This window comes from Nocardia sp. NBC_00565 (assembly GCF_036345915.1).
In the GTDB taxonomy this organism is placed as follows: domain Bacteria; phylum Actinomycetota; class Actinomycetes; order Mycobacteriales; family Mycobacteriaceae; genus Nocardia.
Map to the genome: position 1 here is coordinate 2,175,431 of NZ_CP107785.1, position 13,278 is coordinate 2,188,708.

The 13,278-nt window shown below is 67.1% G+C and carries 11 protein-coding genes; 6 read left to right on the forward strand and 5 right to left on the reverse strand.

What is annotated here, in order from left to right; all coding sequences use genetic code 11:
* Positions 1 to 14: 14 nt before the first annotated feature.
* The 5 genes from OG874_RS10475 to OG874_RS10495 are packed head-to-tail and all read right to left on the reverse strand — an operon-like array spanning position 15 to position 5,169.
* Positions 15 to 1,100 carry an acyl-CoA dehydrogenase family protein gene (locus OG874_RS10475; RefSeq protein ID WP_330254921.1) on the reverse strand — a complete coding sequence of 362 codons (1,086 nt, stop codon included), beginning with the start codon at positions 1,098 to 1,100 and terminating at the stop codon, positions 15 to 17.
* Positions 1,100 to 2,296: an acyl-CoA dehydrogenase family protein gene (locus tag OG874_RS10480; protein ID WP_330254922.1), complete on the reverse strand. Its 1,197-nt coding sequence runs from the start codon at positions 2,294 to 2,296 to the stop codon at positions 1,100 to 1,102. The genes OG874_RS10475 and OG874_RS10480 overlap by 1 nt, the downstream gene beginning before the upstream one ends.
* Positions 2,297 to 2,301: 5 nt before the next feature.
* Positions 2,302 to 3,075 (reverse strand): enoyl-CoA hydratase/isomerase family protein, encoded by a 774-nt coding sequence (locus tag OG874_RS10485; protein WP_330254923.1) that lies wholly within the window; start codon positions 3,073 to 3,075, stop codon positions 2,302 to 2,304.
* A gap of 4 nt (positions 3,076 to 3,079) precedes the next feature.
* Positions 3,080 to 4,024 (reverse strand): acyl-CoA dehydrogenase family protein, encoded by a 945-nt coding sequence (locus tag OG874_RS10490; protein WP_330254924.1) that lies wholly within the window; start codon positions 4,022 to 4,024, stop codon positions 3,080 to 3,082.
* The gene (locus OG874_RS10495; protein ID WP_330254925.1) at positions 4,024 to 5,169 is read right to left on the reverse strand and encodes an acyl-CoA dehydrogenase family protein; all 1,146 of its coding nucleotides are present in this window, start codon (positions 5,167 to 5,169) and stop codon (positions 4,024 to 4,026) included. Before OG874_RS10495 ends, OG874_RS10490 begins: the two co-directional genes overlap by 1 nt.
* Positions 5,170 to 5,301: 132 nt before the next feature.
* Between OG874_RS10495 and OG874_RS10500 the strand changes: the two genes are divergently transcribed.
* The 6 genes from OG874_RS10500 to OG874_RS10525 all read left to right on the forward strand — a co-directional run bounded on the left by OG874_RS10500 (position 5,302) and on the right by OG874_RS10525 (position 13,276).
* Positions 5,302 to 6,108, forward strand: a complete 807-nt coding sequence (locus OG874_RS10500; RefSeq protein ID WP_330254926.1) for a FadR/GntR family transcriptional regulator — start codon at positions 5,302 to 5,304, stop codon at positions 6,106 to 6,108.
* A 410-nt stretch (positions 6,109 to 6,518) separates the two neighbouring features.
* On the forward strand, positions 6,519 to 8,114 hold the full coding sequence (locus OG874_RS10505; protein ID WP_330254927.1) for an SMP-30/gluconolactonase/LRE family protein: 1,596 nt from the start codon (positions 6,519 to 6,521) through the stop codon (positions 8,112 to 8,114).
* Positions 8,115 to 8,122: 8 nt separating this feature from the next.
* Complete coding sequence (locus OG874_RS10510) at positions 8,123 to 8,971, forward strand: SDR family NAD(P)-dependent oxidoreductase (protein WP_330254928.1); 849 nt, start codon at positions 8,123 to 8,125, stop codon at positions 8,969 to 8,971.
* Between the two features lie 105 nt (positions 8,972 to 9,076).
* The gene (locus OG874_RS10515) at positions 9,077 to 10,432 is read left to right on the forward strand and encodes an aromatic ring-hydroxylating oxygenase subunit alpha (protein WP_330254929.1); all 1,356 of its coding nucleotides are present in this window, start codon (positions 9,077 to 9,079) and stop codon (positions 10,430 to 10,432) included.
* A 60-nt stretch (positions 10,433 to 10,492) separates the two neighbouring features.
* A complete protein-coding gene (locus OG874_RS10520; protein WP_330254930.1) occupies positions 10,493 to 12,319 on the forward strand; it encodes a flavin-containing monooxygenase in 1,827 nt (608 codons plus the stop codon).
* Between the two features lie 42 nt (positions 12,320 to 12,361).
* Entirely contained in the window at positions 12,362 to 13,276 is a 915-nt protein-coding gene (locus OG874_RS10525) for an SDR family NAD(P)-dependent oxidoreductase (RefSeq protein WP_330254931.1), read from the forward strand.
* Positions 13,277 to 13,278 lie beyond the last annotated feature (2 nt).

Sequence of the window (13,278 nt, forward strand, 5' to 3'; positions counted from 1 at the left end):
TTTGACCTCCAGCCTCAGGAATATTCGATTGATGAATACCGCTCAGCCAATTGCCTGCGGTGCTGCGCTGGTGAGCCGAAAAGCGAACGATTGAGCGTGGCTCGCTTCAGATAGACGTGGATGCCGCTTTCCCACGTGTAGCCCATGCCCCCGTGCAACTGCATCGCCTTACCCGCGATGTCGACCGCGGCGGCGCAGGCGTAGGACTTGGCCATCGATGCCGTGACCGCGGCGTCGGCTCGGTCGCCGGTCTGGCTGCGAACCGCGGCCTCGACCAGCTTCCTGGCCACTGTGACCCGGACGAGCATGTCCGCGCAGGCGTGTTTCACGGCTTGGAAGGAACCGATCTTGCGCCCGAACTGCTCCCGCACCCCGGCGTGCGCCACGGCGGCGTCCAGCATGGCCTCGCTCAGCCCGAGGCTGTCGCAGGCCACGGCCACCGCGGCCCGCTCGTGCAGACGCCGCAGGGCATGGTCCGAGTCACCGTGGAACCGCCACATCGATTCCGGTCGCGCGCTGTCGGCGACGACACTGCCGAAGTCGCGGGTCGCGTCGAGGACCGGTTGCCGCGCGACGGACATTCCGGCGGCCCGTGCATCGATGTGCACGATCACGGTGGCGCCCGCCGAATCGATGGCCGGTACCAGGAGCCGGTCGGCGGTGGGTGCGTCGGGCACGAAGGTGGCCGTGCCATCGAGGAGCACGCCGTGTGGAGTCCGCGTGAGGCGAAACGGCGCGGCGGCCGCCTCGCCCGGCAGTGCGAGGACCGGGATCGTGGTACCGGATACGGTGTCGCGCAGTAGCTCATCCCGGTCCTGGCCCGGCTCGAGCTCGTTCAGCGCTCCGACGCCGAGGGCCGCGACGGCCGGGTAGGGGCTGCGCGCCGCCGCTCGGCCCAGCTCTTGGAGGATGACGGCGACCTCGGCGAAAGTAGCCTCCGCGCCGTCGAATTCGGCGGCCGCCTCCAGACCCAGCCACCCGGATCGGGCGATCAGCGACCAGTCGACGGCGGACTCGGCCGCGGTCTTCGCGAGCAGGTCGCGTGCCACCGCGCGCAGTTCGTGGTGCAGTTCGGCGAGGTCCTCGATGCGGGTGGACATCAGTGTCCCGTCGGCTCGCGGGGCAGGCCGAGGCCGCGTTCCCCGATGATGGTGCGCTGAATTTCGCTGGTTCCGCCCGGGATGGTCCATTCCCAGGAGCCGATGAAGTCCAGCATCCAGGCCCCGGATTCCCATCCGCTGGACCGTGGCTTGTGCAGTTCGGTGTGCGCGGCCAAGCCCGCGACCTCGGTGCCGAAGTCGGTCATCCGCTGTAGCAGCTCGCTGTAATACAGCTTCACGATCGAGGCGTCGGCCGGGCCGGGGTGGTCGTTCGCGACGAGTTCGGCGCACAGCGCGCGCAACCCGGTGAGTTCGATTTCCAGCGTCGCGAGCCGGTCGCCGATCAGCGGATCGTCGAGCGGCCGCGTCCCGCCGGGCCCGGGACGCGCGCACAGCCGCACCAGCCACCGGAACCCGCCGTTGCCGAGTCGCTCGGCCAGTTCCAACATGGTCATACCGCGTTCGGCGCCCAGGGTCTGTTGTGCCACTCGCCATCCCGCGTGCTCCGGCCCGACGAGCCGGGTGGCCGGGATGGTGACATCTTCGAGGAAGATCTCGCAGAAATGGGATTCGCCGGTCGCCTGGCGGATGGGGCGAACGTCCACGCCTGGTGTGCGCATATCCAGCAGGAAGTACGAGATCCCGTGCCGCTTGGGCGCATTCGGATCGGTGCGGGCCAGTAGCAGGCACCAGTCTGCGTGCATCGCGCCACTGGCCCAGAGCTTCTGACCATTGACGACGTAACCGTCGCCCGCGCGCCGCGCGGTCGTCTGCAGTGCGGCCATATCCGAGCCCGCGCCGGGCTCGGAGAAACCTTGACACCAGATCTCCCCGTTGAGGATCGCCGGAAGGTGCCGCTGGCGCTGCTCCTCGGTCCCCGCGGCGAGCAGTGTGGACGCCGCATGATGGATCGATACGAAAGCCAGGACCAGTCGAGGCGCGTCGTGGGCGGCGAGCTCCTGGTAGAGCACGACCTGCTCGGCGAGCGACATGCCGCCGCCCCACTGCTTCGGCCAATGCGGTACTGCGAAACCGGCGGCGCGCAACTCCTGGAACCAGTCCTGCTGGAAGCGGACGAATTCCGCATCCGAGACATCCGTCTGCGCGCGCCGCCACTGCGCGGGGATATGCGTCCGACACCATTCGCGCACACCGGCGCGGAACTCGTCGAGCTGGTCGGGGGAGGAGGTGGTCATCTACGTCAGTGCGCCTTCCGCAGCGCGAGCAAGCGGTCGCGGTGCTCGGCGGATTGCATGGTGACCACCTCGGCCGCGAAACCCGCCTGCATCGGGCCGCCCAGTGCCTGCGAAAGATACATATTGACAACGCGTTTGGTGCCGCGCAGCGCCTGGGCCGGTTGCCCGGCGAGCCGTTCGGCCAGCCGACGGGCCTCGGCGAGCAGCGACTCCGGCGCCACGGTCCGACTGGCCAGGCCCAGCTCGACGGCGGTGGCGGCGGGGATACGGTCGCCGGTGTACAGGTACTCGCGCGAGCGCAGTATCGGGCCGAGGAGCGGCCAGAACGCCGCGCCGCCGTCACCGGCGACCAGCCCGACCGCGATATGCGGGTCGGCCAGATACGCGGTCTCCGATATCAGCACGATGTCCGACAGCACCGCGATGCTGCAGCCGAGCCCGACCGCGGGCCCGTTGACGGCGGTGATCACCGGCAGTCCGAACCGCAGCATTTCCTCGATGATCTGCGCGCCCTCGCGGATGCTCTCGTCGCGGGCCACCGGATCGTCGAGAAACGAGGTGATCCAGTCCAGATCGCCACCGGCGCTGAAGGTTCGGCCCGCGCCGGTCAGGATCACCACCTCGGCGTCGCGATCGGCGGCCAGCTGCCGCCACACATTGGCCAGCGCCCAGTGCAGTGCCGGGTTTACCGCGTTCAACTGGTCCGGCCGGTTGATGACCACCGTCCGGATCGGACCGTCGCAGATCACCGTGAGCTCATCCGGGAGTTCGTAACGCACGCGCTCACACTCCCATCGGATCGGAGAACAGTCCGGCCAGACCGGATCGGCCCATGCGCCGCGTCAGCTGATCGACGGTGCCCGACAGACCGAATGGCAACCGCCGCAATGGCAGGCTGTAGCGCGAGAGCCAGGACAGCGTCGTCTCGTCGCAGAAGCCGATCGCCCCGTGCAGTTGGTGCGCGACCCGGAAAACGATGTCCGCCGCCTCGACCGCCGCCAGTCGCAGCGCCAGCGCGTCGGCGACCACGTCCGCGCGACCGGTCTGGATACTCCACAGCGCGAACCGGGCGAGCATCTCCACGCCGCCGCGCTCGACCTCCGCGTCGGTCAGCTGGAACTGCACGCCCTGGAATTCCGCGAGCGGTTTGCCGAATTGCTTGCGCATCAAAACATGAGCGCGCGCGAGTTCCAGTACCCGGTCGAGCATCCCGAGCAGTGTCCAGCACGGCAGCACTAGTCCCAGCGCCACATCCGCGGCGCCGTTGTCATCCAGCGGACGCACCTGAAGTTCGGTGACGAATGCCGATGTCCGCGGCGATCGCGGGGGAGCGGCCGACTCGACGCCGCCGCGGTGGCCGTCCAGGGTCACCGCGGCCCACCGGAGATCGAGGCCGGCAACGGCCCCTTCGGGGCGAAAGTCCGATACCACGATCAACCCGTCGACATCGAGATCGGCCGGGCGCGACAGCCGCTCGGCCACGGGGTACGGGGCAGCCCAGTAACCTGCGCTGTGGCACAGCGCCGCGGCCGCCTCCAGTTCGACGGCGTCGCGACGCGGCTCGAGCTCCCACGCACCGAGGTCGGCCAGGACCGGTGCCACCAGGCCGGCCCTGCGCTCGGGTTCGCGCTCCGCGAGGCGGGCCAGCTTATCCCCGCCGGCCGCCTCCAGCGCCCGGCGCACCTGGACGCCGTATTCGACTGCCTCGGTGCGCAATTCGATGTTCATCAGGCCGCCAGCAGGGCTCGGGCCAACAGAATTCGCTGCATCTCGATACTTCCCGAAGCGACGGTCGAGGCATGGGAGTAGCGCCAGTGATCGTCCACCGCGGCACGGAACCGCCTGCCCTCGTCATCGGCGGACGCGACATATGCGGCGATCTCGGCGAGTACCGCGGCGCTGTCCTGGTCGAGCTTGGTCACCGCGATCCGGTACGCCGCGGCGTCGCCCGGCCGCACCCTGTCGGCGCTCTGCAACGCCACCACCCGGTACGCGAGCAGCCGGGCGCGGCGGCAGTGCGTGAGCATCCGCGCCCACCGTGCGCGCAGCTCCGCCGGGAGGTCGTCCCATCGGTCACCGAGCACCGTCGGTGCGGCCAGCAACAGGCGCTCGCACCGGGCGTATCGGGCGATGCCCACTCGTTCGAACGCCAGCACTTCCTGCACCACGGTCCAGCCCTCGTCCACGGCGCCGAGCACGTCGGCCTCGGTCACCTGTAGATCGTTGAGGAAGACCTCGTTGAGATGGTGCGGGCCCATCATGGCGCGGATGGGCCGGATCTCGATGGCCGGATCGGACATCGGCACGAGGAAGATCGTCAGGCCGTGCTGTTTCCGTTGCCCCGTCGAGGTGCGGGCGAGCAGAAAACACCACTGCGCCATGGTCGCGTACGAGGTCCAGATCTTCTGCCCGGAGATGGTCCAGCCGGCACCGTCGCGGCGGGCCGTGGTGCGCAGTGACGCCAGGTCGGAACCGGCTTCGGGCTCACTGAAGCCTTGGCACCAGATCACCTCGCCGCGCGCGATCGGCGCCAGGTGCGTGCGCTGCTGTTCCGGTGTGCCGTGCCGCATGATCGTCGGGCCCACCCAGTTGACGCCCATGTACTGCGCACCCCGCGGCTCGTGCTGGGCCCACATCTCCTCGCGGACCGCGGTCTGCTCCCATATCGAACCGCCACGCCCGCCGAACTCCTCGGGCCAGGCCAGACACAGCAGGCCGCGGTCGGCGAGCAGGCGACAGAATCGCTGAGCGACCGCGAGATCGGCCGGATCGTCGGTGAACGCGCCGAGGAAGTCCGCGGGAACGTGCTCCCGCATCAGACCCCGCAGCTCGTGCCGGAGCGCGGTGGCGGCCTCGCCCATCGTGAAGTCCATGGCTCGCACGGTACGTCAATCCTTGTAAAGATAGCAATCTTTGAAGTGCTAATCGCTTTGGTAAAGATAGCAATAGTTGTATGGTCAGCGTGCGGTGATTAGACTCGCGCGAATGGATGACAGGCGGCCCGCGTGACCACCCCCCGGCGCGCCCGGGTTCCGCAGCGTCGCATCGCGGAAACCGTTGCGGCCGAACTGCGCACCCGCATCCTGGCCGGCGACGACGACTACCGCCTGCCCACTCAGGACCAGCTGGTCAAGGAGTTCGGCGTCAGCTATCCCTCGATTCGGGAATCCATCCGGATCCTGGAAACCGAGGGCCTGGTCACGGTACGCCGCGGCAATGTCGGCGGCGCCGAGGTGCACCGCCCCGACGAGTCCTCGGCCGCATATCACCTCGGCCTCGCGCTCCAGGGCGGGCGGGTCACGCTGGGTGATCTCGCGGTCGGCCTGCAGATGCTGGAACCGGTGTGCGCCGCCGAATGCGCCCGGCGCGCGGACCGCGCCGAAGTTGTCGTCCCGGAACTGAACGCCGCCATCGAGGCGTCCGCCGAATTGGTCGGCGACGGTGTGGCTTTCACGCACGTCGCCCGGGAATTCCACGATCTTGTCGTCTCGTTCACGCCGAACGCGACCGTCCGCTACGTAGTCAGCAGCCTCGTCGCGCTCTGGTCGGCGCAGGAGGAGGCGTGGGCGGAAGCCCTCACCCGGCGCGGTGAGTATCCATCCGAGGCCGAGGCGCAGGACGCCGTGCGCGCGCACCGCCGGATCGTCGCGGAGATCTCGGCCGGACGGGCCGAGGAGGCAGAACGGCTGGCCCGCGCCCACCTCGCCGCCACCCAGGCCCTGGTGCTCGAACGCTTCGACGAAGACGTCGTCAACGCCGCGTCCACCGTTGCGCGCCAAGCCATTCGGTCCAGCCACCGCTCCCGGATCTAGCCGCGCCGCCGGTGGGACCCATCTGTCCTGCCGAATCCGTTCCTGGATAGCGAGTCGAGCAGCGCCGCGTCGCCAGCGGGCGGTCCGTGTTCCCGTTATGGCGTCGGTCCCTCCGCGAAGGCGGTGCGAGCCGCTGTGTTGCCGGACTGATCGCGCCCGCGATCTGCGCCGAAAGCCCACGCCATCGCCGTAGAATCTGGTTGTCAACAATCGGTATTGACATTCTCGTAGGACGCGCATGCTAGGCTATCTTTATAAGGATAACAATACTTGTAATCCTCAATCTCTCCTGGCTAGGCTCTCACCACCCGATGAAGAGTGGCCTGCGTCACTACCGGCCCGGCGTGACCGGCCGCCGCAGCGCCCCATCGCGGGCATTGACGTTCCGATCCAGCGGAGGAGGCCCCACCTTGTTGCAAGGGGCGCGCTATACCAGCACCACGACACCGAGCCTCGCCGACGGGTGGCGGCTGGAACGGCTCACCGCACCGAGTCGGCTGTTCGGCGCGAACGGCCTGCGCACCGGTCCGGACGGCCGCATCTATGTGGCGCAGGTGACCGGGAGCCAGATCAGCGCACTCGATGTCGAGACCGGCCTGCTGGAGACCATCAGCGCCAAGGGCGGTGAGATCATCGCGCCCGACGATGTGGCCTTCGGTCCGCAGGGCAACCTCTTCGCCACCGAGCCCATGGAGGGGCGGGTGAGCACGCGCGGCACCGACGGGCGCACGCGAATCCTGCGCGACGATCTTCCCGGCGCGAACGGCATCACCGTGCACCAGGGGCGCCTGTTCGTCAACGAGTGCCGCGTCGGCGGCCGCCTGATGGAGCTCGATCTCAACGGCGGCGCACCGCGCGTACTGCTCGACAACATCGCGATGCCCAACGCCATGGAGGTCGGACCCGACGGCCTTCTGTACTACCCGGTGATGGGGACCAACGACATCTGGCGAATCGATCCCGAGGGTGGCGAACCCGAGCGGGTCGCAGGCGATCTCGGCGTTCCCGACTCCGTGAAATTCGATTCCGAGGGCTTCATCGTCTCCACCCAAGTGCATTCCGGAGAGGTGCTGCGCATTGATCCCCGCACCGGTGAGCGCAGTGTGCTGGCCACCCTGTCACCCGGCCTGGACAACTGCACCTTCGTGGGCGAGCGGCTGTTCGTCTCGAATTTCACCGGGGAGATCACCGAGATCCTCGGCGGCGGAAAAACCAGGACGACCTTGCCGGGCGGCCTGAATTGGCCGCTGGATCTGACCGTCGGCGAGGAGGGCAACCTCTATATCGCCGACGGGACCTACTTCTATCTCTTGCGCCCAGGGGGCGAGCCGCAGACGCTGGGAATGCTCTTCTCGCCCGGCTATCCGGGCTTCATCCGCGGGGTGAGTGCCGTCGGTGGTGGCGAATTCATCGTCACCACCGCCAATGGCGAGGTCACCCGCTACCGGCCCGCGGATCAGGAGAGCGAAGTCCTGGCCCAGGGCTTCGACCAGCTCTACGGCGTGGCGGTCGCACCGGGCGGGCTCATCGCGACCGCCGAATTCGGCACCGGCCGGGTGCTCTCGGTCCAGTCCGGCCAGGTCGGGGAGCTGGCTTCGGGCCTGCACCAGCCGGTCGGTGTGACGTTCGGTCCGGACGGGACCTGCTTCGTCGCCGAATCCGGTGCCGGACGGATCGTTTCGATCACCGGTTCCGGCGTCGACACTGTGGTGGACGGTCTGGACAAGCCCCAGGGCATCCTGGTCCGCGGCACTCGGCTCTATGTCGTCGATGCCGGGACCAAGTTGCTGATCAGCGTCGATCTCGAAACCAAGGCGCGCGACATCATCGCCCGCGATCTCCCCGTCGGGGCCCCGCCCGGTGTTATCCCGAAACCACTGCGGGGGATCCCGCCGTTTTCCGGCCCGCAGGGCCCCTTCGCCGGTATCGCAGCCGGGCCGGACGGCACCCTCTACCTGTCCGCCGACGCCGACGGCAGCGTGCTGGCAATCCGAAAGGCAGAGTGAGACAAGCCATGTCGGACAACAACTTCCTCGGACTCGATGGCCGCATCGTCATCGTCTCCGGTGCGGGCGGCGGTGGTATCGGCACCTCGGTGGTGCGCATGGTCGCGCGCGCCGGTGCGACCGTGATCGCGATGAGCCGATCCAAGGAGAACCTCGACAAACATGTGGCACCGCTGGCGGCGGAGGGTCTTTCGGTCATACCGGTCGCGGCCGACGCCGCCACCGACGACGGCATCGCCACCGTGCTGGAGCAGGTGCGCCACACCGAAGGGGACCTGCACGGGCTGGTCAACGTGGCCGGTGGCGCCGCGCCATCGACCTGGATGCCGTTCACCCGGGTCACTCGCGAAGATTGGCGTGCGCTGCTCGGCTGGAATCTCGAAACGATGTTCTTCATGAGCCAAGCAGTGGCCGCGGAATTGAAATCGCGCGGCCGGCCCGGCTCGATCGTGTCGATCTCCTCGATCAGCGGTATGAATACCGCACCGTTCCACATCGGCTACGGCACGGCCAAGGCCGCGTTGGTGGCGGCGACCCGCACCATGGCCGTGGAGTTGGCCTTGGACAACATCCGGGTGAACGCCATCGCCCCCGGCGTCACCGAGACCCCGGCCTCGCGTACCTACGTCGGCGAAGATCCCGAACGCGACCGAAGCGCCATTGCCATGGGCCGACGGGCCCGTCCGGAGGAACAGGCGGGGGCCATCCTGTTCCTGCTGTCGGACCTGTCCACCTATATCACCGGACAAACCCTGCTGGTGGACGGCGGACTCGACCTCAAATGGACCCATCTCGGCGCCGACAACACCTCGCTTTTCCTCGAGGACGAGTCGTTCCGCGCCGCCATTACCCGCTGATATCGCAGAGTTTTCGAAGGAGAATGTCATGAGCGAACGCAGTGAGCGAATCGTGTGCCAGCGCGCCTCGCGCATGCCGGAGCCGAGCGCTAGCGAGGCGCGGGCATGAGCGACACCGCCGCGACCGAACCGCTTTCGACTCCGCTCACGATCGACGTCGAGGCCTATATCTCCGAGGAGTACGCCCGGGCCGAACGGGACAAACTGTGGGCCAAAGTGTGGCAGCAGGTCGGCCGGGTGGAGGAAATCCCCAAGGTCGGCGATTACCTGACCTACGAGATTCTCGACGATTCGTTCATTATCGTGCGCATCGCGCCGGATACGATCCGCGCGTACTACAACGTGTGCGCGCACCGGGGCCGTCGCCTGCTCGACACCCCGGCCGGCGCCCATGATGCCCGTGGCTGCCGTAAACAGTTCGTCTGCGGATTCCACGGCTGGCGCTACAACCTGGAGGGCCAGAACACCTTCGTCCCCGAACGCGAGGATTGGCCGACTGGTCTGACCGAGCGCAACGACGGACTGAACCAAGTGCGGGTCGACACCTGGGGCGGCTGGATCTGGATCAATATGGATCCGGACTGCGAACCGCTGCGCGCGTATCTGGAGCCGGCGGCGACGCTGCTCGATCCCTTCCACCTGGAGAACATGCGGTACCGGTGGCGGCGGTGGCTGAGCTTCGACTGCAACTGGAAGGTCGCCTTCGAGGCGTTCATGGAGACCTACCACGTGCCGTACACCCACCCGGAGTTCATGAATTTCGGCGATTTCCTCGGTTGGGGCCGGGCCCAGGGTAAGCACAGCAATATCGGGTACGACGCGCCCAAGGGCATGGAGGAGAACCAGGGCAAATTGCGGATCGGCAGCGGTCCCGACGCCCGCTTGTCGACGGCGCAATTGCAGAATTTCACCTGGGAGAACGCGAATACGAACACCACCGAGTCGATGGTCGCGGTCGCCAACCGGCTGGCCGATGAACTGCCCGAAGGCACTGCGCCCGGCGATGTGCTGCGGTATTGGCTGGACACCTGCTGTCGCGAGGACGCCGAGCGCGGTGTGATCTGGCCGACGGTCGACCCCGAGACGGTCGCCAAGAGTGGCACCTCCTGGCAGATCTTCCCCAATTTCCAGATCGGGCACGCGCTGAACAACATGCTGTGCTACCGATTCCGGCCCTATGGCTACGACCCCGACAAATGCATTTTCGAGGCCGCCGTATTCGAACTCTTCCCGCCGGGCGAGGAGCCCGAGACGGAATGGGTGTACACGCCCGTCGGCGATCCGGGCTGGCGCACGGTGCTGCCGCAGGATTTCGACAATATGGCCGCCGTCCAGCAGGGCATGAAGTCGCGCGGTTTCTCGGGTCCCAAACCCAATCCATATCGCGAACGCACCATTGTCAATCTGCACCACAACCTGGCGTCGTACATGGGGACCGGCGAGCCGCGCGATCTCACCTGAGATCCGCCGCCCGCCCCGCCCGCCCGACCCGAGTTATAGCATCAAGCCGAGGAATTCCGAATGCAGAACTGCGCACCCACGCAGACCCCTGAGGTCGACAAAGAGGCTCTCAGGCAGAGGTATCTGGCCGAGCGCGATAAGCGGCTGCGTCCCGAGGGACAGCGGCAGTACCTCGAGGCCGAGAACGAATTCGCGGAATTCTACGAGAGCGATCCGCATTTGCCGGTCGTGCCGCGGGAGCCGATCACCGACGATATCGAGGTGGTGATCCTCGGCGGTGGTTTCTCGGGTCTCATCACCGCGCACCGGCTGCAGCGCGAAGGCGTCGCCGACTTCCGGATCATCGAATTGGGCGGTGATTTCGGTGGCGTCTGGTACTGGAACCGCTACCCGGGCATCCAGGTCGATTCGGACGCGTACTGTTATCTCCCGCTGATCGAAGAGACCGGTTATATGCCGACGGAGAAATTCACCCACGGCGACGAGAACTACGAACATGCCCAGCGCATCGGAAAGCAATTCGGCCTCTACGAGAAGGCGATCTTCCACACCCTGGTCCGCTCGCTGGAATGGGACGAGCAGATCAAGCGCTGGCGAATCGGCACCAACCGCGGCGATGAGATCCGCGCCCGGTTCGTCATCATGTGCCAGGGTCCGTACAACCGGCCGAAACTCCCCGGCATCCCCGGCATCACGGACTTCAAGGGACACACCTTCCACACCGCCCGCTGGGATTACGAGTACACCGGCGGCGATCTGCACGGCGGGCTGGACAAGCTCGCCGACAAGAAGGTCGCCATCATCGGTACGGGTGCGACCGGCATCCAGGCAATCCCGCACTTGGCCCGCGGCGCACAGCATTTGACCGTCTTCCAGCGGACGCCGTCCTACATCTTCGAGCGCGACAACTATCCGACCGATCCCGAATGGGTGAAGACGCTGGAACCGGGCTGGCGGGCGGCGCGCCAGCGCAACTTCCACAACGCGGCCTTCGCCTTCTATTCTCCCGGCGAGCCGGACCTCATCTGCGACGGCTGGACCGAGGTCGCCCGCAACCTGGCCGCGAAGCTGGACGCGACCAACGGCTGGGCCGCACTGGCCGATCCGGCAAAGTTCCTGGAGCTCAAGGAGATCGAGGACTACCGGGCAATGGAACGGGTCCGTCGCCGGGTCGAGGAGATCGTCGAGGATCCGGAGACGGCGGAAAAGCTGAAGCCGTACTACCGCAATATGTGCAAGCGGCCGGTCTTCAACGATGAATACCTGCCGACCTTCAACCGCCCGAACGTCACGCTCATCGACGTGTCGCAGACGAAGGGCGTCGAACGCATCACCGAGAAGGGCATCATCGCGGGTGGTGTCGAGTACGAGGTCGACTGCATCATCTTCGCCAGCGGCTTCGAGATCACCACCGCGCTGGAGCGCCAGCTCGATATCAAACCGTTCGCGGGCCGCGCAGGTCGGTCGCTGTACGAGCACTGGGGCAAGGGTTTTCGCACCCTGCACGGCGTCATGGCGCACGGTTTCCCCAACCACTTCGCGACCGGATTCATCCAGGGCGGCGTGACCGCGGCGACGACCCTGATGTTCGAGCAGCAGGCCGACCACATCGCCTACATCATCGCGCAGGCGCAAGCGCGCGGCGCCACGGTCGTGGAGCCCAGTAGGGAAGCCGAGGACGCGTGGGTCCAGACCATTCGGGCGAATGCGTTCGACAACAGCACCTTCGTGATGGAGTGCACGCCCGGCTACTACAACAGCGAGGGCGAACCGAATGGGCGCTCGTTTCTCGGTGATCCCTTCTGGGGCGGCTTCTATGTGCTCGAGGAGCTGTTGCAGGCCTGGCGTGCCGCGGGCGAGCTCGCGGGTCTGGACCTGGGCGAGTGAGGCACAACCGACTCGGAATGCACAGCGTGAGAGGAACATTCGTTGTCTGAACTCGGATTCGACGATCGAGTAGCCGTGATCACCGGCTCCGGTCGAGGGTTGGGGCGTGCCTACGCCGAACTGCTCGCCGCGCGCGGTGCGAAGGTGGTCGTCAACGACCCGGGCGGGAGTATGCGCGGTGACACGACCGATGCCGGTGTCGCGGCCGAGGTGGTGCGGGCGATCAAGGCCGGCGGCGGCGAGGCGGTGGCCAACATCGAGTCGGTGGCCACGGCCGCCGGCGGTCAGGCGATCGTCGAATCGGCGCTCGACCACTACGGCCGCATCGATATCCTCATCCACAACGCTGGCAATGTCCGCTACGGCTCGCTCACCGAACTGTCGTACCAGGATTTCGACGCGGTCCTGGACGTGCATCTGCGCGGTGCGTTCCATATGGCGCGGGCCGCGTTCCCGGTGATGAGCAAGGCCGGCTACGGGCGGATCGTGCTGACCTCCTCGATCGGCGGTCTGTACGGCAATCTCGAGGTCGCCAACTACGCCGTGGCCAAGTCCGGCGTGATCGGACTGTCGAATGTGATCGCCCTCGAGGGCGCCCCGGTCGGCGTGAAATCCAACGTCATCGTGCCTGCCGCGCTGACCCGCATGGCCGAGGGCCTCGATACCTCCGCCTACCCGGATATGCGGCCGGAACTGGTGGCGCCAACCGTGGGCTGGCTCGCCCACGAATCCTGTTCGATCACCGGGGAACTGCTGGTGTCGATCGCAGGCCGAGTGGCACGGGCCTATATCGCCGAAACTCCCGGCGTCTACCGGCCGTCGTGGTCGATCGAGGATGTCGCCGCACAGATCGACGCCATCCGCGACACCAATGATTCCTGGATCCTGCCGCCCGTTCCGTCCGGGTTCCCAGACCACATCGGCCGGAGTTTCTCGATGGCTACGGAAGGACAGTGACC

Bases quoted from the DNA above. Each gene is read 5' to 3' on its own strand.
- OG874_RS10475 (WP_330254921.1), bottom strand. From the start codon at position 1,100: ATGTCCACCCGCATCGAGGACCTCGCCGAACTGCACCACGAACTGCGC.
- OG874_RS10480 (WP_330254922.1), bottom strand. From the start codon at position 2,296: ATGACCACCTCCTCCCCCGACCAGCTCGACGAGTTCCGCGCCGGTGTG.
- OG874_RS10490 (WP_330254924.1), bottom strand. From the start codon at position 4,024: ATGAACATCGAATTGCGCACCGAGGCAGTCGAATACGGCGTCCAGGTG.
- OG874_RS10495 (WP_330254925.1), bottom strand. From the start codon at position 5,169: ATGGACTTCACGATGGGCGAGGCCGCCACCGCGCTCCGGCACGAGCTG.
- OG874_RS10510 (WP_330254928.1), top strand. From the start codon at position 8,123: ATGTCGGACAACAACTTCCTCGGACTCGATGGCCGCATCGTCATCGTC.
- OG874_RS10515 (WP_330254929.1), top strand. From the start codon at position 9,077: ATGAGCGACACCGCCGCGACCGAACCGCTTTCGACTCCGCTCACGATC.
- OG874_RS10520 (WP_330254930.1), top strand. From the start codon at position 10,493: ATGCAGAACTGCGCACCCACGCAGACCCCTGAGGTCGACAAAGAGGCT.